Source organism: Streptococcus sp. SM5 (assembly GCF_027497975.1).
The window spans coordinates 59,643-81,887 of record NZ_JAJNSC010000015.1 but is presented as its reverse complement, the minus strand read 5'-3'; the positions used below and the strand labels follow the sequence as shown (position 1 = coordinate 81,887).

The window sequence follows — 22,245 nt, the reverse complement described above, 5'->3', positions numbered from 1 at the left end:
TTGCTTATTTATGATAAAATGGGAGTATCGCAAAAAATGACTCATCGTATTCAATTTTGAGGAAAACTAGGAGGATCCCATGTCAACAGAACATATGGAAGAACTAAATGACCAGCAGATCGTTCGCCGTGAAAAAATGGCTGCGCTCCGTGAACAAGGAATTGATCCTTTCGGAAAACGCTTTGAACGCACTGCAAATTCACAAGAATTAAAAGATAAATTTGCCGACCTCGATAAAGAACAATTACATGATAAAAACGAAACAGCTACTATCGCAGGACGCTTGGTAACCAAACGTGGTAAAGGTAAAGTAGGTTTTGCCCACCTTCAAGACCGCGAAGGGCAGATTCAAATCTACGTACGTAAAGATGCTGTCGGTGAAGAAAACTACGAAATCTTCAAAAAAGCAGACCTTGGTGACTTCCTTGGTGTCGAAGGGGAAGTCATGCGTACAGATATGGGAGAACTCTCTATCAAGGCTACTCACATCACACACTTGTCTAAGGCTCTTCGTCCTCTGCCAGAAAAATTCCACGGTTTGACAGACGTTGAGACAATTTACCGTAAACGTTACCTTGACTTGATTTCTAACCGTGAAAGCTTTGAGCGTTTTGTCACTCGTTCAAAGATCATCTCTGAAATCCGTCGTTACCTTGACCAAAAAGGCTTCCTTGAAGTGGAAACACCTGTTCTTCATAATGAAGCCGGTGGTGCTTCTGCCCGTCCATTTATCACCCACCACAATGCCCAAAACATTGACATGGTGCTTCGTATCGCAACTGAGCTTCACTTGAAACGCCTTATCGTTGGTGGTATGGAACGTGTCTATGAAATCGGCCGTATCTTCCGTAACGAAGGAATGGATGCTACACATAACCCTGAGTTTACTTCCATCGAAGTTTATCAAGCTTATGCAGACTTCCAAGACATCATGGACTTGACGGAAGGCATTATCCAACACGCTGCTAAGGCAGTTAAGGGTGATGGTCCAGTAAACTATCAAGGAACTGAAATCAAGATTAATGAACCATTTAAACGCGTTCACATGGTGGATGCCATCAAAGAAATTACTGGGGTAGATTTTTGGCAAGACATGACTTTGGAAGAAGCCAAGGCTATCGCTGCTGAGAAGAAAGTTCCAGTTGAGAAACACTACACTGAAGTCGGCCACATTATTAATGCCTTCTTTGAAGAGTTTGTTGAAGAAACCTTGATCCAACCAACCTTTGTCTATGGACATCCAGTAGCTGTATCTCCACTTGCTAAGAAAAATCCTGAAGACGAACGCTTTACTGACCGTTTCGAGCTCTTCATTATGACTAAGGAGTACGGTAATGCCTTTACTGAGTTGAACGATCCAATCGATCAACTTAGCCGTTTTGAAGCCCAAGCTAAAGCTAAAGAACTTGGTGACGATGAAGCAACAGGCATTGACTACGACTACATTGAGGCTCTTGAATATGGTATGCCTCCAACAGGTGGTTTGGGAATCGGTATCGACCGTCTCTGCATGCTCCTCACTGATACAACAACTATCCGTGATGTATTGCTCTTCCCAACAATGAAATAATACTCTTATCCTCTGGAACTTGCCAGAGGATTTTTTGATGCAAAAAGAGACTGAGTAAACACTCAATCTCTACTTTTCACTTCTTTGGTTGCTACATCTTCTCCAAACCATTTTTGGCTGATTTCCTGGAACTTTCCTTCTTGGTATAGTTCGATAAAGGCCTGGTTTAATGCTGTTAATAATCTTTTATCAGCTGGTCTAACTCCGACCGCAAAGGATTCACTTTCAAATCCTGCTGAAAAAACATTGTAGTCATTTAATATACCCTCAGACTGGAGATAGTAATTAGCATACACTCGGTCAATCAACAAAGCATCAACCCGGTCATTTTTCAAATCAATCAAGGCCTCATTAAAACTCTGGTACTGATTAGCCTTCTGATCTTTGATACGATTTTTCAATAAATCTGGCTGGGCTTCAAAGTCTAAATAACCAGAGGAACCGGCTTGGGCTCCCAAGGTTTTATCCTTCATATCCTCTACAGAACGAATTTGCTTGCTTTTCTTCGTAACTAGTACTTGCTGATTTTCCATATAAGGAATACTAAAGGCAACTTTTTCTCGGCGTTCATCAGTCGCAGAATAGCCATTCCAAATGGCATCTATGGTTCTATTTTGCAGTTCTGTTTCCTTCATATCCCAGTCGATTGGCTGAAATTGAACCTTAAAACCTAATTTTTCTGAGACAGCTTGTGCCAAATCAATATCAAAGCCTGTATATTGGCCATTCTTTTCTTCAAATCCCATGGGTACAAAGGTATTGTCAAAACCAATAGTAATAGTTCCCTGCTCTTGATACTTATCCCAGTTATCCTGTTTGGGATCACTAGCCTTCTGAGTACAAGCCGTTAAAAAGAGGGTCAGGAGCGAAACCAATACTAAAGCAATTTTCTTATTAGTCATTGGCACCTCCTACTTGGGTTCAACCTTGAGAATCTGATCTGCGATATTTTCAGCAAATTGTAAATCGTGGGTAACCACAATCTGTGTCATCCCAAGTTCCCTATTTTGCAAGATCAGTTTTTCCACTTCCAAGCGCAATTCTGGATCCAGGGCAGAAGTTGGTTCATCGTAGCCAATGATTTCTGGGTCAATCATCATAGCACGCGCCAAGGCCACCCGTTGCTTTTGCCCACCTGATAGTGAGAAGGGATAAGCATCTGCATGCCCTGCTAGCCCTAACTGTTCCAAGAGTCCACGCGCCTTCTTCTCTGCCTCTTCCTGCTTCATTCCCATTGTTTTCACAGGTGATAAAGTCAAATTATCTAAAACTGATAAATGAGGGAAAAGTTGAAAATCTTGGAAGACAAATCCCAGTAGATTCCGTTTCTCCAGTTCATCCAGTTGTAAAGGTTTTCCATTATAAAAAATTTCCCCTGAATCAATGGTTTCAAGGCCCGCAAGCATGCGTAAGAGAGTTGTCTTACCTCCACCAGAAGGCCCAACGATAGCCAGGATTTGCTTTTCAGGAATTTTTAGACTGAAATTGGACAAAATTTGCTTTTCACCAAAGCCCTTATTGATATTTCGTAATTCTAACATGGCAGCCTCCTATCTATAGTAACTGTATTTCTTCTCAACTTTTTTGGCAAGAATGGTTACAATACCAATCAAAATCAAGTAAATGGCTCCTGCCAAGAACATAGGAACCAGGCTAGCATCACGGTTTGCAGCTGTTCGACTAGCCAAGATAAGATCTGAAATTCCTAGAGCATAGACCAAGGAAGTATCCTTGACCAAACTCATGACTTCGTTAAATACGCTAGGAAGAACAATCTTGGTCACTTGGGGCAAGATAATATAGCGAACTGTGTCAAAGGGACTAAACTTCAAAACCTTAGCAGCCTCATATTGACCCTTAGGAATGGTATCAATTCCCCCACGGAAGATTTCAGCAAAGTAAGCAGCATAATTCAAAACAAAGGCAATAATGGCCGCAGGAAGACGATCCAAACGGATCCCAATGCTTGGGAGCACATAATAGATAAAGATCAATTGCAAGAGCAAGGGTGTGCCTCGCATGATCCAGATATAAATGTTAATCAGATGATGGAGGTGCTTCCAATGGACTTGCAAGGCAAAGGCAATCAAAACGCCCAAGGGAATAGAAAAAATCAAGACCAGTGCAAAAACCTGTAAAGTCATGCTTGCACCGCTCAATAAACTCGGTAATATCTCAAACAAATAAGACATACTGCACCTCCTAAAAATAATTGTTCCTATTATAGCATAAATAAACGAAATAACCAAGTTTTTTTGAAAAAAAATTCTCTTTTAAAAAGAAAAAGCTATATCTATCAAAAAAGAAAGGACGAAATGTGTCCTTTCTCGGTCTTAGCTTTCCTTTAACAAAAGAGACATAGAATCATCCATAGCAAGACTCATGCCCCCAAAAAAAGATAAATAAACCAAGGAGTAAATAAGCATAGAGTGGCAAGGAAACAAAGATAAAGGGTGATAGTAAAATCATACCCAAGGTATCTTCAAAATTTGTACAAATACAATACAATCCAAAAGAAAGATAAGGACTTTTTAATTTCTTTATATCGTTGCAAATTACGATAAGCGAATTCAACTCAAGCCAATAAAGATAATCCCCCAACTGATATCAAAAATAACGGAAAAATGGTGAATAAATTACCAAAATAATAAAATTTTCAAAGATTTCTTCCATATCATAATTAAAAATATAAATAATCGTGTAGGTATAGAGTGCTAAGGCAGAAATAGCCACACCTAACCAAATATGTGCCTAAATCAATCCTTTTCTAGTCATCTTTCTCCCCAGCTCACTATAGAGCCTCTCTAATCCTTTACCAATCGTTTCTGATCGTCCTTATTGTGGCTTTGTTGATACAAAATCGAGTTTATTTAAAATTCTCTTATCAACTCTCACTGGTATAACAAATCGCTTATCCATATAGCCCCCATATTTTTAACATTACTATACTCTCTTATAGCTACATTGACAAGTTAAAGTTCAAAATCAGCTAAATCGATTAGTTCTTCTTTATCATTCTTTTCCATCATTACCAGGCCTCAATTATCGCCTTTCATGAACTCACGAATACTCACACCAGAAGCCCCTCTTTAACTTTCCTGATAAAACTATAAAAACGTTTGAAGGTTTGATCAAGTGCCATCACTTCCTCTTTGGCTCTATATCGCCTACTCAGTGAGCATGAAATTCTGTAAAGCTAGACATAATTTTTGCGAAATCTGTTTATTTCAGTAAATCATTAATAGGTACATCATCTCAGAGATTAGCAATAAATTCTAACTACTGGTCAATTTTTTTACTGCTGCAATCTCGTGTTCTACTGTATCCATTAAAATTAAGGAATCACGATAATATAAAGATAAAAGGATAGCTTGCTCTCTCTTCTTATCCTTTATCTGTCATATTCAGTCGACATTTAAATTTCTTCAACTTTTTAGCATCATATCCATATAAAATAGTAGCATAATGACCATTTGTTGCAGTATCTAAGCTATATATTAAAGTAAATTTCACTTTTTTAGAAGAGTGATGGACTTTTTACCAAAAAAAATCTAAGGGAGCTATATCAGCTCTCTTACTAGTAGCATAAATGATTTTAAATAGGCGTTTGAGATTTATATCGATATAAAATACATTCAACGCTTTCTAATCAAACTTGATCTTTCAAAGTCAAAATCAGAGTGATCTAAATTAATCTTAAACCTGTCTCTTGATTACACAGTGAACCTCGAGTATGTCGAATATAATTCTGCATGACGAGCGAAACTGCCAAAAATCGTAAAAACTATTGAAGATTTAAATCTGAAAACAAATACACAACTTGAAGAATCCATTGATAGGCACCTCACCTACCACATCTTTAGGCATACTCTCATAAGCAGAATAGCGTAACTCTAAAAGCAATTATGGCAAGAGTAGGACGTTCTGATTCTAGGACAATAAACAAAATCTACACACGTTACAAAGAAGATGGATGGCAATATCCTCAATTTGCTAGATAATTTATAGTTTTGCCCCCAAAATGCCCCAAAAGCAAAAGAAAAGCCTGTCACACAAGCTCAAATGCTTGATATGACAGGTTTTTTAAATTCAAATTATTTAACAGCGTCTTTAAGAGCTTTACCAGCTTTGAATGCTGGAACTTTAGAAGCTGCAATTTTGATTTCTTTACCAGTTTGTGGGTTGCGACCTTTACGTGCAGCACGCTCACGAACTTCAAAGTTACCAAAACCGATCAATTGAACTTTTTCACCAGCTGCAAGGTACTCAGTTACTGCTGCGAATACAGCTTCAACTGCTGCTGCTGAGTCTTTCTTAGTCAATTCTGTAGCTTCTGCTACTTTAGCGATCAAATCTTGTTTGTTTGCCATGTTAATGATTCCTCCAATTTAATTTCTAATTAACAAATATAATCATATCCTAAAATCCCTTTTAGGTCAAGTTAAAAACGCTATTTCTTCCCATTTTATTTATTTTTTTAGGAGTGGTAACGTACTAAAACAGCCCAAGCATTCTCACCCGTGTGAGTTTGAATAATAGAGCCCGTTTCCAAAACTGAAATTGGCTTTTCAACATAAGCTTGTAAGCTTTCTTTCATCTCTTTTGCCCAATCAGCACTACCAGAATATGAAATCCCAATCTCTGCTACAGAACGTTCAGTTAGCGAACTTGTCAGCTCATCCAACCATTTTTTAAAAGTTTTAGCTCCACGACCTTTAACGATTGGCTGCAATTCATGATCCTTCATCTGCATGACAACACGGATATTGAGAAGGGAACTCAACAATCCAGTTACACGGCCAATTCGTCCACCTTTTACTAAATTTTCCAAAGTTGAAACGCCAATATAGAGTTCTGTGTGGTTTTTAACCTCTTCTACATGAGATAAAATTTCCTCCAACTCTTTGCCTTCTTGCGCTAATTTTGCAGCCTCAACAACTTGGAATTTCAAGGCTTGGTCAGTGAAGGAACTATCAATAACTGTCACATCGGCAGTAGATAAACTAGCACCCTGGCGCGCTGCTTCTACAGTACCAGAAAGAGCATGGGACATATGAATAGCAAGAATCTGGCTACCATCCTTGCATAGGTCTTCAAAAACTTCAGCGAAGACACCTACAGGGGGCTGGCTTGTTTTCGGAAGATTCTTACTTGCTTGCATCAACTGAAGAAATTTACCTTCTTCTTTCAAATCCGCATCAGAATAAACAACATTATCAATCATTACAGATAACGGAACAACAGTGATATCTAATTGTTTTACTAGTTCAGGTTCAATAGTAACAGATGAATCGGTTACAATCTTAATTTTTGTCATAGTATCAATCTTTCTATTTTAGGATTCAGATTGGTTTTCTTACTTTTAATTATATCAAAAAAAGATTAAAAATCCTAATGGAGTCAATCAAATTTTCCTTAAAAATTTGATATAATCTACTTATAAGAAAAGAGGTCCCTATGATTAAAAAAATTTATCCCATTTTAACCATTTTACTAGGTGCTGCTATTTATGCTTTTGGTCTAACTTATTTTGTAGTTCCTCATCATCTTTTTGAAGGAGGGGCGACAGGTATTACCCTTATCACCTTTTATCTTTTTAAAATCCCTGTTTCTCTCATGAACCTGCTGATTAATATTCCCCTTTTCATCCTAGCTTGGAAGATTTTTGGAGCAAAGTCCCTCTATTCTAGTTTACTAGGAACCTTAGCTTTGTCAGCCTGGTTGGCCTTTTTTGAACGTATACCCCTTCATATTGATCTTCAAGGTGATTTACTAATCACTGCCCTTATAGCTGGGATTCTATTGGGAATTGGTCTTGGAATTATCTTTAATGCTGGAGGTACAACTGGTGGTACTGATATTCTAGCTCGTATTCTCAATAAATACACTCATATATCCATGGGGAAACTGCTCTTTATCTTAGATTTTTGTATTCTCATGCTTATTCTCCTAATCTTCAAGGATTTGAGATTGGTTTCCTACACGCTCTTATTTGATTTTATCGTTTCTCGTGTCATTGATTTGATCGGCGAAGGTGGCTATGCAGGCAAAGGCTTTATGATTATCACAAAACGTCCTGACCAACTTGCTAAGGCAATTAATGATGACCTAGGTAGAGGCGTTACTTTCATCTCAGGTCAAGGTTATTATAGTCGAGAAGATTTAAAAATCATTTACTGTATTGTCGGAAGAAATGAAATTGTGAAAATGAAGGAAATGATTCATCGAATTGATCCTCAAGCCTTTATAACTATTACTGAAGCTCACGAAATCCTTGGAGAAGGATTTACCTATATAAAAGAATAAAGAAAAAGCTGGGAAGTTCCAGCTTTTTCTTTATTCAGAAAGTGTAGAATGACGATAGCCATAAGTAAAGTAAATCACAAGTCCAACTACAAGAGCAATTCCAAACGCAATCCATGTTTCTACACTATATTGAAGCATAAAGGAAAGACAGATTAGAATCGAGAGAATCGGTAACAAGGGAACTAGGGGAGTTTTGAACTCTCCTTCTTTAGGCATTCCCTTATTCTTTCTAAGTTTTATAATTCCATAAGCCAATAAAATAAGATAAGCCAGCGTACAAATATTTAGAAAGGCTGCAATACTAGCCAGTGGAAACACTCCTGCTGCAATTGCAGAAGCAACTCCAGTTAAGATGGTCGCATTTTTAGGAACACGACTTGTTTTGCTTAATTGCTTAAAACTTCGAGGTAAAAGACCATCACGTGCTAAACTGTAAATCATACGCGATAAGGCATAAGTCATAGAAATACACACTGTTATTAGGGTTAAAATGGCCACTAATGACACATAATTAGCTGCCCAACCAATTCCTATACTTCGCAATGAAAATGCTACAGCATCATCCACATTGAGTTGGCTGTAGTGAACAATCCCTGTCAATACTAATGTAACCAGAGCATAGAGAATCGTTACGATTGTCAAAGACAAAACAATACCTCGTGGGACATTCTTTTGTGGATTTTGAATTTCATCAACAGCCATAGAAATTGATTCAAATCCTAGGAAACCAAAGAACATCAAAGATGCTCCTGCCATTATTCCAGTACTTCCACCATAAATTTGACCAAAACCAAAGGGAGCAAAGTTGGACCAATTTTCTGGTTTAATATACCAGATACCAACTAGAATAAACAAAGCGAGAGCAGAGAATTTCAAGATGACTAGAAGCGAATTAAAACGCAAAGCTGCCTTAGAATTTAATAAAACTAAACCGGTTACCAGTGTCAATACCAAAATAGGTAAAAGGTCTATATAGGTACCCTGCTCAGGGTTAAAGGTCCCATTCAAGGCTTGAGGCATTGAAATACTATAGTTACTGAGCAAGCCTTTAAAATAAGCTGCCCAGCCAGAGGCCACACCTGAAACAGCTGTCATGAATTCCATGATGGTCAACCAACCAGCAATCCAAGCTGGTAATTCACCCAAAATTGCATACAAATAACTATAAGCACCACCAGTTGCAGGAACACGAGAGGCAAACTCTGCGAAAAAGAGGGCGGATAAAGAAACACACAGGGCAGAAATCACTATGGATACAACCAGTGACGGACCAGCAAGCGTTGCTGCTGCAGTTCCTGTAATGGTAAAAATCCCAGTTCCTACCATGGCACCGATTCCTAATAAAATCAAATCCCATACTTTTAAATGACGGTGCATTTCAGTACGTCCCAAGCTAACATCTTTTGTTCTAAAAATATTCATACTTCATCTCCATTAAATATGATTGTTTTATTTTATCATATAAAAGGGATTTTGTGAATATTTATAAGATGATTTTTCAAAAAAATCCGAACAGAATAAATCCTGCTCAGATTCTACATATTCTTAGCCAACTGACCCTTCCATTTCATAGCTAATCAAGCGGTTCAGCTCAACTGCATATTCCATTGGAAGTTCTTTTGTGAAGGGTTCTACAAATCCCATAACAATCATCTCTGTTGCCTCAGATTCTGACAAGCCACGGCTCATGAGGTAATAGAGTTGTTCTTCTGAAATCTTAGAAACCTTAGCTTCGTGTTCCAAAGCAACTTGCGAGTTATGAATTTCATTAAATGGAATAGTATCTGATGCTGATAAGTCATCCATGATAATGGTGTCACACTCGATGTGAGAAACAGATTTCTTAGAGTTTTTGTTAAAGGTTACTTGTCCACGGTAGTCCACCTTTCCTCCGCCTTTAGCGATGGATTTAGACACGATAGACGAACTTGTATGTGGAGCATTGTGGATCATCTTAGCACCAGTGTCTTGGTGTTGTCCTGCATTAGCAAAGGCGATAGAGAGCATAGTACCACGCGCCCCTTCTCCATCTAGGTAAACGGATGGATATTTCATGGTTGTTTTGGCACCCAAGTTTCCATCGATCCACTCAACAGTGGCATCCTTTTGAGCCTTAGCACGTTTTGTTACCAAGTTATAAACGTTATCAGACCAGTTTTGAATAGTCGTATAACGCATATAAGCTCCGTCCAAGGCGAAGATTTCTACGATGGCCGCATGCAAGCTGTTGCTTGAATAAGTTGGTGCCGTACATCCTTCTACGTAGTGAACACTCGCTCCCTCGTCAACGATAATCAAGGTACGTTCGAACTGACCTGTATTTTCGTTGTTGATACGGAAGTAAGTTTGAAGCGGAATATCTACCTTAACACCTTTTGGTACGTAGATAAATGTTCCACCTGACCATACTGCTGAGTTGAGGGCAGCCAACTTGTTATCTGTCGGCGGTACCAACTTGGCAAAGTATTGTTTAAACAAGTCTGGGTATTCCTTGAGGGCAGAATCTGTATCTGTAAAGATAATCCCCAATTTCTGGAACTCTTCCTTCATGTTGTGGTAAACCACTTCTGACTCATACTGAGCAGAGGCACCAGCTAGATAAGCACGCTCAGCTTCAGGAATCCCGATACGCTCAAAGGTTTCTTTAATTTTTTCAGGAACTTCATCCCAAGAGCGAGCAGGTTTATCAGATGGTTTTTGGTAGTAGATCAAGTCATCAAAGTCAATCTCTGATAAGTCTGCTCCCCATGTTTGCATGGGCATTTTTTTAAAGGTTTCATAAGACTTCAAACGGAATTCTAACATCCACTCAGGTTCTCCCTTAGCAGCCGATAATTCACGAATGACATCTTCATTCAATCCTTTTCCTGTCGATAGGACAGGCTCTACATCATCATGGAAACCAAATTTATATTCACCAAGGTCAATTGGTTTTGGTTCTACTCTTTCTTCAGCCATAATATCCTTTCTTTCATTCTTTATTTCTACTGATTCATAAGACAAAAGAAACTTGTCTTACTGATTTTTTTGATTTTCAATTGTTTTCTTCAGGGCGTTCCAAGCTAGGGTTGCACACTTGATTCGTTGAGGGAATTTAGCAACTCCTGACAAGAAGGCTGCATCGCCAAGTTGGTCTTGGCGTTCATCTTTTTGCCCTTGAACCATTTCAGAAAAAATAGTCGCAAGTTCTAAGATTTCTTGTTTGGTTTTTCCTAAAACTGCGTCCGTCATCATACTAGCAGATGCTGTAGAGATGGTGCAACCTGAGTTTAGAAAAGCGATATCTTCCAAACGATCCTCTGCATCAAACTTGACAGAGAGATTGATAACATCCCCACAAGTCGGATTGTTGAGACTGATTTGTTCAGCGTCTTCTAACTTCCCTTGGTGATGTGGATTTTTCGAATGGTCCGCTACCACTGCCATATAAAGGCTATCTAGTTTAGAAAGTGCCATTGAAAAACTCCTTTGTCTTTTGTAAGGCATCGACTAGTTTATCGCAATCTGCCTTGGTATTGTAGATATAAAAACTTGCACGAGCTGTTGCTGGGACATCCAAATACTGAAGCAAGGGTTGCGCACAGTGGTGACCTGCACGAACAGCTACTCCTTCATAATCCAAAGCTGTTGCAAGGTCGTGAGGATGGAGATCGCCTAGATTAAAGGCAATCACACCTGAACGTTGAGCCAAGTCCTGTGAACCATAAATGGTCAGTCCTTCAATCGCCTGCAACTTTGGAAAGACATATGCAATCAATTCTTGTTCATGAGCTTCAATCGCATCCATACCAATCTTTTCAAGATAATCTACTGCCGCAGCAAGTCCAATTGCACCTGCCATATTTGGTGTTCCAGCCTCAAATTTCCAAGGCAATTCCTTCCAGCTAGCAGATTGCTCATAGACGAAATCAATCATTTCACCGCCAAATTCTACTGGTGACATTTGTTCCAGATACTTTTCTTTACCGTAAAGAACACCGATACCAGTTGGACCCGCCATCTTGTGACCTGAAAAGGCAAAGAAGTCCACATCCAAGTCCTGGACATCGATCTTCATATGAGGAGTAGATTGAGCACCATCCACCACCATGATGGCTCCAACTTGGTGGGCCATTTGCGTGATTTCTTTAATCGGATTGACTACACCAAGAACATTTGAGGCGTGAGCTAGCGAAACAAACTTGACCTTGTCAGTCAATTTAGCTCGCAAATCATCCATATCCAGAGCTCCATCCTTGAGATAGACATAGACAAGCTCTGCCCCAGTCTTACGGCAGGCTTCCTGCCAAGGAATGATGTTGGAATGGTGTTCCATGACAGAAATCAAAACCTGGTCTCCCTCAGTCAAGACTTCCTCTGCAAAGCGCACCACCCAGTTCAGACTGGTTGTCGTTCCTCTAGTAAAGAGAACTTCCTTTGTAGACCCTGCATTGATAAACTTACGAATGGTTTCACGAGCCGCCTCATAAGAAGCTGTCGACCTTTCAGCCAAGGTATGAACGCCACGATGAACATTGGCATTGTCGTTCTCATAGTAGCGGTTAATCGTCTCCAGAACTGCTAGTGGTTTTTGTGTCGTCGCAGCATTGTCCAAATAAACCAATGGTTCATCATTAACAATCTGGTCTAAAATTGGAAAATCCTTGCGAATCGCTTCTACATCTAACATAGGCTACCCCTTAGCGTTTTGACAATTTTTCTTCGATAGTTGCAATCATTTCATCACGAACTTCCTTGACTGGAATCTCAACGATAACAGATCCAAGGAAACCACGAACAACCAAGCGTTCTGCAGTTGCTTTATCCAGACCACGGCTCATGAGGTAGTACATATCTTCTGGATCTACCTGACCGATAGAAGCCGCATGTCCTGCAGTTACGTCATTTTCATCAATCAAAAGAATTGGATTAGCATCTGAACGCGCTTGGTCTGAAAGCATGAGAACACGACTTTCTTGTTGGGCATCTGCTCCCTTGGCACCCTTGATAATGTGGCCAATACCATTGAAGGTCAAGGTTGCTTTTTCAAGAATAACCCCATGTTGAAGGATATTCCCGATTGAGTTGCAACCATAGTTAGTTACTCGGGTATCAATCCCTTGTACCTGACGGCCACTTGAAAGAGCTACAACTTTCAGGTCAGCATGGCTACCGTTACCAATCAAGTCGCTATCAAAGTCCGCAACGACGTTCCCTTCGTTCATGACACCGATTGCCCAGTCAATGCTTGCATCGTTGCCTAATTTACCACGACGGCTAATGTAAGCAGTGACGTTTTCACCTAGACGGTCAATCGCAGCAAACTTGACTTGCGCACCAGAACGTGCAATCACTTCAACTGTGATATTTGCAGTTGCCTTAGCACTACCTCCACCACGTGACTCTAAACGCTCCAGATAACTAATCTTACTGTTCTTACCAGCGATAATCATAATATGCTTGTTAAACGGCACATCACTATCGCTGTCTTGATAGAAAATTCCTTCGATTGGTTCTTTAATCTCAACGTTATCAGGAATATAGAGAACAGCACCACTATTGAAATAAGCTGTATGGTAGGCTGCCAACTTGTCATCGTCATACTTAACAGATGACATGAAGAATTCTTCGATCAGCTCTGGAATTTCTTCTAAAGCTGAGTGGAAGTCTGTAAAGACGACACCCTGTTCAGCCAATTCAACTGGAATTTGCTCAAAAACAGTTTGAGTTCCTACTTGTACCAACCTCAAGTGGTTATCTAGTGCAGTGAAATCTGGAACATTTGCTGATGGCTCACTTTCTGTAATCGTTCCATCCCCCAGATTCCAACGGTGAAATTTGACACGCTCAATAACTGGTAATTCCAAAGTCTCAATCTTATCAAAAGCTTTTTGACGGAGGTCAGCCAACCAGCTTGGTTCAGCGTGCATTTCTGAAAAAAGTTTAATATTTTCTTTAGTCATTTACTTCTCCTAAAAGATACGAGGGAATTACAATTCTTCCTTGTAGTCGTAGCCAAGTTCTTCAGCTAGTTTTGCGTATCCTTCACGTTCCAAACGCGCAGCCAATTCTGGACCACCAGAAAGGACAACACGACCTTCCATCATCACGTGTACCACATCAGGTGTGATGTAGTTCAAAAGACGTTGGTAGTGAGTGATAATCATAGCACCAAAGCCTTCACCACGCATGGCATTAACACCTTTAGAGACAACTTTAAGAGCGTCAATATCAAGACCAGAGTCAATCTCATCCAAAAGGGCAAATGTTGGCTCCAACATCAAAAGTTGAAGAATCTCATTACGTTTTTTCTCACCACCAGAGAAACCTTCGTTGAGGTAACGCTCAGCCATTTCTTCTTTCATGTTGAGCAATTCCATCTTCTCATCCAATTTAGTAATAAACTCACGAACTGAAATCTTCTCATCGTCATCTTTACCAGCATTCATAGCTGCACGAAGAAACTCAGCATTAGTAATACCAGGAATTTCTGATGGGTATTGCATAGCAAGGAAAAGTCCCATACGCGCACGCTCATCCACTTCTAACTCAAGGATGTTTACGCCATCAAACAAGACTTCACCTTTGGTCACTTCATAGTTTGGATTTCCCATGATAGCGGCAGAAAGAGTTGATTTACCAGTACCATTTGGCCCCATGATAGCGGCGATTTCTCCTGTTTTCAGGGTCAGGTTAACCCCTTTTAAAATTTCTTTTCCTTCAATCTCAACGTGAAGATCTTTGATCTCTAATACTGACATGATAGTTCCTTTCTTTTTCAAGGCCTTTACAGCGTTACTAGAGACATACTTGATTTCCCTAGAAAATACGGTAAAAGGTCAATAAATATACTTTTATAGTATAACAAAAAAAAGCCTAAAAGGCTTTGATTTTGTCTAGAAGCTGAGGACTAGTCTTTTCCTTTTAAATGCTGGTCAATGACGTCTACAATCTTGCCCATCAAGTAACTCACTCGGAAATTTCTAAAGAGCAAAATGGCCCAAAAGGCTGCCATAATATAACGACCAGTCATCCAAGCTTCATTGAAAAAATAGGTCTCAGCAGCTGTAAACAGCGCGATGATAATAAATTGTTGTCTATTCATAAACTTATTGTATCATGAAATCTTTCTTTAGTCTTCCTCTACCTTCACTTTATCAGCCAAAAATTCAAATCCTTCTGGAATCAGGCTTTCTTCTGCTTCTTTTTCAGTTTGAGAAGATTTGGCTTTGGCTGAAAAGGCTGCGCGAACTTCTTTCCATTCCTCCATGGAAATGGCTAAAATCTCAGGTGAAAAACCTGCTGCCTGACTGAGGATGTTACCAAACATAGTGTTGAGATTGTCCCGTTTCATGGTTTGACCAGCATTGAAGCTAGATTCAAAAGCAAGAATAGCATGGTGTTCATTGGCTGCAACCGGTTGAGAACCAACTAGCAGAGCCTTATCAGGACCTCCAAGACTTTCAATCACTTCTCCCCAGGCATTCTGCAAGCGAATCAGATTTTGACGTGCTAAATCTGGATTTTCAACGGCCTCTTGTAGGATTGATTGAACCTTATTGCGATCCACACGATAGACGGTCTTGCTCGCTGCTGGACGGGTAGGTACTGGACTAGTTTGTTTTGGTACAGTGTCCACATTTGCGAGTTCATGTTTGAGACGGGCAACTTCCTGTCTCAATGCAGAAATTTCATGTTCAACTGCCCCAGAAAGAGCTGGTTCAGGCTTAATCTCTGCCAATCGAATAGTCATCATCTCAGCATAAATCTTGGGCTGCAAACTAGACTTAATATCTGCTAAACTGACTGTCGCCAAGCGAATCATTTCAAACAGATTTTCCTGAGGGAGTGCCAAATTTTCTACAAAGACTGGACTATGATGAGTGTTTTCTCCCCCTGTTTGAACAATTAACAAGTCTCTTAAATAGTGTAAAAGGTCGGTCACAAAACGAGTCATGCTCTTACCATTGTCAAAAAGAAGATTCAAGCAAGACAAAGCCTTGGGAACATCCTGTTGAGACAAGGCAGCCACATAATCATCCAAGGCTGATAGACTAATTGTGCCAGTAATTTCTTCAGAGATAGCAGTCGTCAGCTCATTTCCCTGTGTTAAACTTAGGGCTTGATCCAAAATAGACAAGGCGTCTCGCATTCCACCTTCAGCCCGTCTAGCAATGATTTCCACAGCTTCTGGTTCAGAACTGATATTTTCTTTGTCTAAGATATAGCGAATATGCTCCTTAATATCCTGTGTCTTAATTGATTTAAATTCAAAACGTTGCACACGAGATAGAATCGTAGCAGGTATCTTGTGCAATTCAGTAGTGGCCAAAATAAAGACCACATTCTGTGTTGGCTCTTCCAGCGTCTTTAGAAGGGCATTAAAAGCTCCTGTAGACAGCATGTGAACCTCGTCTATGATATAAACCTTATAACGGGCAAGACTAGGGGCGTAGGTAGATTTATCACGAATTTCACGGATTTCATCGACCCCATTATTAGAAGCTGCATCCATTTCGATGACATCTTCTAAACTACCGTCCGTCACTGCCTGACAAATATAGCAGTTATTACAAGGTTCCCCACCCACTTGATTTGGACAGTTCATAGCCTTGGCAAATATCTTAGCTACACTGGTTTTTCCCGTTCCACGAGGACCAGAAAAAAGATAAGCATGACTTATTTTCTCTTGCTCCACCGCTTGTTTAAGAGTCTTAGCCACAACTTCTTGACCAACCAACTGGGAGAAGTTTTGACTTCTATATTTTCGATAAAGTGCTTGATACATTAGGCTTTCTCCCCAAACATTGTAAAGTCCCATTCTGTCTTTTCAAGCAAAATAGCGACAAATTGTTCCAAATAATCTCGATCCATAGCATCATAATCATCAAACTCTGAAGAATCCAGATCCAGAACCCCGAGCAATTGACCATTCTTAACCATCGGAACAACAATTTCACTTTTAGCTCGACCATCACAAGAAATATAGTTGGGATAAGTCCTTACATCACCAACTAGAACCGTTTCCTGAAAGTGAGCTGCCTCCCCACAAACACCTTTTCCAAGTGCAATACGGATACAGGAAACACCGCCTTGGAAAGGACCTAAAACCAATTCCATTCCATCGAACAGATAAAAGCCTGCAAATACGGTATTAGGTAAGCGTGATTTTAGAAGAGCACTGGCATTGGAAAGATTAGCCAAAACATTGGTTTCACCATCCAATAAAAAAGAGAGCTCTTCATTTAACATTTGATAACGTGATTGTTTTTCTGATTCTAACATAGAACTATTATATCAAAAAAGACTTACAGAAAAAAGAAAAATCCCTTGTTAAGTAAACAAAGGATTTTGTGTATTTTCAATTTGATTAGAGTTCGATATCACCGAACAAGTCAGCCATTGAGAATCCTGTTTGTGTTTCTGGAAGTTCGAAATCACGTTTTTCTTGACGTTTTGGACGACGTGGACGAGCAGCACGTTTTTCTTCTTTTTGTCCTTCTTCTTGAGCTGGACGCTCTTCAAGAGCTTTGATAGAAAGTGATACGCGCTCTGCATCTGCGTTAACTTCAAGAACTTTAACTTTAACTTCTTGACCAACTTTAAGAGCTTCTTTTGGATTTTCAATACGTTTGTGTGAAATTTGTGATACGTGAACAAGTCCATCGATACCTGGCAATACTTCAACAAATGCACCGAAGTCAGTCAAACGTTTAACTGTTCCTTCTACTACATCACCTTTAGCCAATTTTTGCTCAACGCCATCCCATGGTCCAGGTGTTGTTGCTTTAAGTGAAAGTGATACGCGTCCTTCTTCTTCGTTAAGATCAAGGATTTTCACTTCAATTTCTTCACCAACAGTTACAACTGATTTTGGTGATACGTTACGTTCATGTGACAATTCAGTCAAGTGAACCAATCCGTCAACACCACCAAGGTCGATGAAAGCACCGAAACTTGTGATACGTGCAACTTTACCAGTTACTACATCACCAACAGCCAATTTACCAAATACTTCAGCGCGAGCGGCTGCTGTAGCTGCTTCAACAACTTCACGACGTGAAAGGATGAAGCGGTTTTCTTTAGCGTCAACTTCTTTGATTTTAGCATCAAATTCTTGACCTACAAAACGCTCAGTGTTACGTACGAAACGAGTATCCAACATTGAAGCTGGAATAAATCCACGAACACCTTCAAATTCTACTGAAAGTCCACCTTTAACGGCACGAGTTCCTTTAACAGTAACAACTTCTTCTTCGCGACCAACAAGTTTGTCCCATGCTTTGCGAGCTTCAAGGCGTTTTTTAGATACAAGGTATGTAACTGTATCAGTATCTTTACCAACTACTTGACGAAGTACAAGAACATCCAATACTTCTCCTACTTTAACAAAGTCATTGATATCTGCATCGCGATCGTTTGTCAATTCGCGAAGAGTCAAGACACCTTCAACACCAGTTCCAGAGATTGCAACGTTAGCTTGAGTCGCATCAACTGTCAATACTTCAGCACTAACAACATCACCAGTCTCAACTTGGCTAACGCTATTTAGCAAATCTTCAAATTCGTTCATCTAAAAAATCCTCCAACAATCAAGTTTTTCTTAAACTTGACATACTTATAATTTTTTTCCTAAGCACCCGCAAGGACATGTTCATATCGTTCACGTCTTTCAATTATAAAAATAAAATACCCTAAGATATTTTGCTTTTTATCTTGATCATTACCTAAGAACTGGGGTAGCTGGATTCGAACCAACGCATGAGGGAGTCAAAGTCCCTTGCCTTACCGCTTGGCTATACCCCATTGATGAAATGGAGAGAGAGGGATTCGAACCCCCGAACCCGAAGGAGCGGATTTACAGTCCGCCGCGTTTAGCCTCTTCGCTATCTCTCCTACAATCAACATGGACTATTATATCATGAAAATTTCAAAAAAACAAGACTTATTTTGCTAAATTATAATTTTCAATCAAAATTTCCACAGCTTTTTCCAATTTTTTATAAAAACTATCGACATTCCCATTCTTTATGATGGCAAATTGTCCATCTAATTCGGCAATTTCTCCGATAACTTTTTTACCAATGGTCAAGGTATAGCCTTCAAAACTGTCTTTTCCTACATTAACCTTGGCATCTGCTACTTGAATTTCGATTTTTTTATCTTTCTTACTCATTTCATACCTCTCTTCACTTTTTCTATTTTACAAGAAAATCCTAAAACTAGCAAGAAAAAACTCTACATCAGGCTTGTCCGATATAGAGTTTTCCGCATTATTTAATGTGTTTTTCTAGTTCTTTTTGGTACTTACCATTTGATTCCAATTTTTCTTTTTGCCATTTTTTCAGTGCTTCTTCATATTCTTTTGTTGTAACAATATCTTTTTGCAATTTCATTCCTTTAAAGATATATGGGTCACCCTTAATACCAACTTGTGAGTATGGTTTTGAGAATGGCACGACATTACTTACAACTGGAGAACCACCAGATGAGGCTGTTGGCATCAATAATGAACTATCTGTCAACCAAGCTTGAGCCTTGGCATATTTTTCATAGCGTTCTTCAAGATTTGTCGTTTCTGAATCTGCATCATCCAATAATTTCTTATATTGGTCCAAACCAAGTTTAGATACAACATCCTTATCTTTCCCTTTAGTAATACCAAGGTGTTTCATAGCAGAACCTGATTTAGGATCCATGATATTCAAGTAAGATGCTGGGTCTTGATAGCTTGGAGCCCATCCTGTACTGTTCAAATCATAATCTTTTTGAGAAGGAACACGCGCTTGAGAAGTGATTGTTTCCTTTTCATTATCTGTCATTTGAAGAACGTCGATAACAACATTTTCAGCACCAAGAGTTGATTCAATAGACTGTTTGAAAGAGTTGCTTTGTTGAACGGCGATGGTATCTGTTTGTTCAACTGGGACATCCAAGTGAATTGGGAATGTTACCCCTTTAGATTCCAAGTCTTTCTTAGCTTTTTCGAAAGCAGCTTTAGCCTTGTCAGGATTGTAGATAGAATCCTTACCGTCAACTAGCTCAACATCTTTCCATTGGTCACCATAGTTCACCAACTCTGCTTGAGCGATTTGACCAAAGTTTTTACCACCTGCTTGTACAAAGTTGTCAGGAACGAGGCTGTTACGAATAATCTTGTCCGCACCGTCTTCACCATTTAGCTGGGCAGCATAAGAATGGCGGTTGAAGGCAAAGTTGATAGCCTGACGGAAGTCCTTATTAAGCATAGCTTCTTTAGTAGAAGTCTTTTGCTCTTCACTTGTTTTCGCAGTTTTATTATATGATTGACGATTTACGTTAAAGGTGAAGTAATAACTACTTGAGTCCTGTGGGCTATAAGTGATTTTATCTCCGTATTGTTCCAAAGTAGAAGCAAAGTTTGAGCTACTTGGGAAGAGACGGGCTGTCGTATAGGCACCTGAAGAGAAGCTACGAATCAACGATTCCTGATCAGAACCATCGTAGTAAGTCAATTTGACCTTTTCAATTTTTACCTTTTCTTTATCCCAGTAGTTTGGATTTTTCTCGTATTCGATCAACGATTTAGAAGTCAAGGTCTTCAAGATATAAGGACCATTGTAAAGAATCCCTGCTGGAGTAACTGCTCCATAATCTTTACCTGATGCCTTCAAAAACTCTTCATTTACAGGCAACATCGTTGCTGTGGTGACTTTAGAGTTCCAGAAACTTTCTGGTTTGTTTAGGGTATATTCAACTGTGTAATCGTCCAAGGCCTTGACACCAACTGTAGAGAAATCATTGGTCTCACCAGTCATGTAGGCATCCAAGCCCTTGATTGAATTTTGGATGAGAGAGACACCGTCTGACTTGCCGTCAGCTACGTGTTTTAGTCCTGTCACAAAGTCATGGGCTGTTACTTCTGCGTATTCTTCGCCTTCTGAAGTGTACCATTTAACTCCTTTACGAAGTTTATAGGTATAAGTCAAACCATCTTTTGAGACAGACCAATCTTCAGCCAAGGAAGGAATAACATTCCCGTACTGGTCATTTTCCATCAAACCATCCACCACATTCCCGATGACATCTGTTGTAGATGTACGAGTCGCTATACTATAATCCAAAGATGCTGGATCTACTGCATAGACATATGAAAATGTTGTCGGTGCATCTGCTTCTTTATCAGCTTTTCCACAAGCCACTAAAAGAGCTGTTGTGCTCAGGACCACTCCTGCTGTTAAGAGCCATTTTTTCGATTTCATAAAAATCTCCTTTAGTTAATTTTAATCTACTTTTACAATCCAACCTTCTGGCGCTTCAATATCACCAAACTGAATACCTGTCAATTCATCATAGAGTTTACGAGTCACAGGACCTACTTCTGTTTCACTATAGAAAACATGGAAATCATCACTATATTGAATACCACCAATTGGAGAAATAACCGCTGCTGTACCACAGGCACCTGCCTCTACAAAACGGTCAAGGTTATCAATTGGGACATCCCCCTCAATAGGAGTTAAGCCCAAACGATGTTCTGCCAAATAAAGCAAAGAATACTTGGTAATAGATGGCAAGATAGAAGGACTCAATGGTGTTACAAATTCATTATCAGCTGTGATTCCAAAGAAATTAGCTGAACCGACTTCTTCAATCTTTGTATGTGTCGATGGGTCTAGGTAAATAACATCTGAGAAACGACGTGACTTGGCCAATTTCCCTGGCAAGAGACTTGCAGCATAGTTTCCACCAACCTTAGCCGCACCTGTACCATTTGGAGCGGCACGGTCGTATTCATCCTGAATCAAGAAGTTGGTTGGGACCAAACCGCCTTTAAAGTAATTACCAACGGGCATGGCAAAGATGGTGAAAATATACTCTTCTGCTGGTTTAACCCCAATAATATCTCCTACTCCAATCAAAAGAGGGCGAAGATATAAAGTTCCACCTGTTCCATATGGTGGTACATATTCTTCATTCGCACGGACAACTGCCTTACAAGCTTCTACAAACATTTCTGTCGGAACTTGTGGCATCAAGAGACGATCACATGTCCGTTGCAGGCGTTTGGCATTTTCATCAGGACGGAAAAGTTGAATACTGCCATCCTTAGTACGATAAGCTTTCAAACCTTCAAATGCTTGTTGACCATAGTGAAGACTTGGAGAAGACTCTGAAATATGCAAGGTTGCATCTTCTGTCAACTCTCCTTGATTCCATTGTCCATTTTTAAAATGAGCAATATAGCGATAAGGTAATTTCATATAGGAAAAACCGAGATTTTCCCAATCAATCGTTACTGTCATATTCCACTCCTTATTCTAAAAACCTATTTCTTTTATTCTACACTATTTTTCTAAAATAGCAAGTATATTTTGTAATTTTCAGAAAATTTCTTCAATAAAAAGAAC

20 protein-coding genes and 2 tRNA genes are annotated in these 22,245 nt (G+C 39.5%); 2 read left to right on the top strand and 20 right to left on the bottom strand.

Going from position 1 to position 22,245, the window contains the following annotated elements:
- The first annotated feature begins 79 nt into the window (after window positions 1–79).
- Complete coding sequence (lysS, locus tag PAN07_RS11775; RefSeq protein ID WP_084863214.1) at window positions 80–1,570, top strand: lysine--tRNA ligase; 1,491 nt, start codon at window positions 80–82, stop codon at window positions 1,568–1,570.
- 62 nt (window positions 1,571–1,632) lie between these two features.
- On the opposite strand, the gene PAN07_RS11770 is transcribed toward lysS, so the two are convergent.
- The 5 genes from PAN07_RS11770 to PAN07_RS11750 all read right to left on the bottom strand — a co-directional run bounded on the left by PAN07_RS11770 (window position 1,633) and on the right by PAN07_RS11750 (window position 6,887).
- Window positions 1,633–2,472: an amino acid ABC transporter substrate-binding protein gene (locus tag PAN07_RS11770; protein WP_269797978.1), complete on the bottom strand. Its 840-nt coding sequence runs from the start codon at window positions 2,470–2,472 to the stop codon at window positions 1,633–1,635.
- Window positions 2,473–2,481: 9 nt separating this feature from the next.
- Window positions 2,482–3,111: an amino acid ABC transporter ATP-binding protein gene (locus PAN07_RS11765; RefSeq protein ID WP_084863211.1), complete on the bottom strand. Its 630-nt coding sequence runs from the start codon at window positions 3,109–3,111 to the stop codon at window positions 2,482–2,484.
- 9 nt (window positions 3,112–3,120) lie between these two features.
- Window positions 3,121–3,762: an amino acid ABC transporter permease gene (locus PAN07_RS11760; RefSeq protein WP_084863209.1), complete on the bottom strand. Its 642-nt coding sequence runs from the start codon at window positions 3,760–3,762 to the stop codon at window positions 3,121–3,123.
- Between the two features lie 1,902 nt (window positions 3,763–5,664).
- The gene (locus PAN07_RS11755; protein WP_001284640.1) at window positions 5,665–5,940 is read right to left on the bottom strand and encodes an HU family DNA-binding protein; all 276 of its coding nucleotides are present in this window, start codon (window positions 5,938–5,940) and stop codon (window positions 5,665–5,667) included.
- 107 nt (window positions 5,941–6,047) lie between these two features.
- On the bottom strand, window positions 6,048–6,887 hold the full coding sequence (locus PAN07_RS11750) for a DegV family protein (protein ID WP_049491379.1): 840 nt from the start codon (window positions 6,885–6,887) through the stop codon (window positions 6,048–6,050).
- Window positions 6,888–7,027: 140 nt separating this feature from the next.
- Here PAN07_RS11750 and PAN07_RS11745 point away from each other — a divergent pair, with 140 nt between their 5' ends.
- Window positions 7,028–7,876: a YitT family protein gene (locus PAN07_RS11745; protein ID WP_061864084.1), complete on the top strand. Its 849-nt coding sequence runs from the start codon at window positions 7,028–7,030 to the stop codon at window positions 7,874–7,876.
- Window positions 7,877–7,906: 30 nt separating this feature from the next.
- On the opposite strand, the gene PAN07_RS11740 is transcribed toward PAN07_RS11745, so the two are convergent.
- From PAN07_RS11740 to PAN07_RS11670, 15 genes are all read right to left on the bottom strand, one after another.
- On the bottom strand, window positions 7,907–9,298 hold the full coding sequence (locus tag PAN07_RS11740; protein ID WP_269797977.1) for an amino acid permease: 1,392 nt from the start codon (window positions 9,296–9,298) through the stop codon (window positions 7,907–7,909).
- Window positions 9,299–9,421: 123 nt separating this feature from the next.
- On the bottom strand, window positions 9,422–10,834 hold the full coding sequence (sufB, locus tag PAN07_RS11735) for a Fe-S cluster assembly protein SufB (protein ID WP_000797054.1): 1,413 nt from the start codon (window positions 10,832–10,834) through the stop codon (window positions 9,422–9,424).
- Window positions 10,835–10,891: 57 nt separating this feature from the next.
- Window positions 10,892–11,332, bottom strand: a complete 441-nt coding sequence (gene sufU, locus PAN07_RS11730) for a Fe-S cluster assembly sulfur transfer protein SufU (RefSeq protein ID WP_049499854.1) — start codon at window positions 11,330–11,332, stop codon at window positions 10,892–10,894.
- Window positions 11,319–12,545: a cysteine desulfurase gene (locus PAN07_RS11725; RefSeq protein WP_084947600.1), complete on the bottom strand. Its 1,227-nt coding sequence runs from the start codon at window positions 12,543–12,545 to the stop codon at window positions 11,319–11,321. Before PAN07_RS11725 ends, sufU begins: the two co-directional genes overlap by 14 nt.
- A gap of 10 nt (window positions 12,546–12,555) precedes the next feature.
- Window positions 12,556–13,818, bottom strand: coding sequence for a Fe-S cluster assembly protein SufD (gene sufD, locus PAN07_RS11720; RefSeq protein WP_033684974.1), 1,263 nt, complete (start codon window positions 13,816–13,818; stop codon window positions 12,556–12,558).
- A 27-nt stretch (window positions 13,819–13,845) separates the two neighbouring features.
- Window positions 13,846–14,616, bottom strand: coding sequence for a Fe-S cluster assembly ATPase SufC (gene sufC, locus PAN07_RS11715; protein ID WP_269797976.1), 771 nt, complete (start codon window positions 14,614–14,616; stop codon window positions 13,846–13,848).
- Between the two features lie 149 nt (window positions 14,617–14,765).
- Entirely contained in the window at window positions 14,766–14,960 is a 195-nt protein-coding gene (locus PAN07_RS11710) for a DUF3272 domain-containing protein (protein ID WP_001081602.1), read from the bottom strand.
- Window positions 14,961–14,987: 27 nt separating this feature from the next.
- A complete protein-coding gene (gene dnaX, locus PAN07_RS11705; RefSeq protein ID WP_269797975.1) occupies window positions 14,988–16,643 on the bottom strand; it encodes a DNA polymerase III subunit gamma/tau in 1,656 nt (551 codons plus the stop codon).
- Complete coding sequence (locus PAN07_RS11700; RefSeq protein WP_269797974.1) at window positions 16,643–17,140, bottom strand: GAF domain-containing protein; 498 nt, start codon at window positions 17,138–17,140, stop codon at window positions 16,643–16,645. The genes dnaX and PAN07_RS11700 overlap by 1 nt, the downstream gene beginning before the upstream one ends.
- A gap of 85 nt (window positions 17,141–17,225) precedes the next feature.
- The gene (gene rpsA / locus PAN07_RS11695) at window positions 17,226–18,428 is read right to left on the bottom strand and encodes a 30S ribosomal protein S1 (RefSeq protein WP_001001630.1); all 1,203 of its coding nucleotides are present in this window, start codon (window positions 18,426–18,428) and stop codon (window positions 17,226–17,228) included.
- A gap of 161 nt (window positions 18,429–18,589) precedes the next feature.
- Window positions 18,590–18,661: transfer RNA gene (locus PAN07_RS11690), tRNA-Gln, on the bottom strand.
- Window positions 18,662–18,670: 9 nt separating this feature from the next.
- Window positions 18,671–18,751, bottom strand: a tRNA-Tyr gene (locus tag PAN07_RS11685).
- A gap of 49 nt (window positions 18,752–18,800) precedes the next feature.
- Complete coding sequence (locus PAN07_RS11680) at window positions 18,801–19,031, bottom strand: DUF2969 domain-containing protein (RefSeq protein WP_000037113.1); 231 nt, start codon at window positions 19,029–19,031, stop codon at window positions 18,801–18,803.
- Window positions 19,032–19,128: 97 nt separating this feature from the next.
- Entirely contained in the window at window positions 19,129–21,096 is a 1,968-nt protein-coding gene (locus PAN07_RS11675) for a peptide ABC transporter substrate-binding protein (RefSeq protein ID WP_269797973.1), read from the bottom strand.
- Between the two features lie 21 nt (window positions 21,097–21,117).
- A complete protein-coding gene (locus PAN07_RS11670) occupies window positions 21,118–22,140 on the bottom strand; it encodes a branched-chain amino acid aminotransferase (protein WP_269797972.1) in 1,023 nt (340 codons plus the stop codon).
- Window positions 22,141–22,245: the final 105 nt, after the last annotated feature.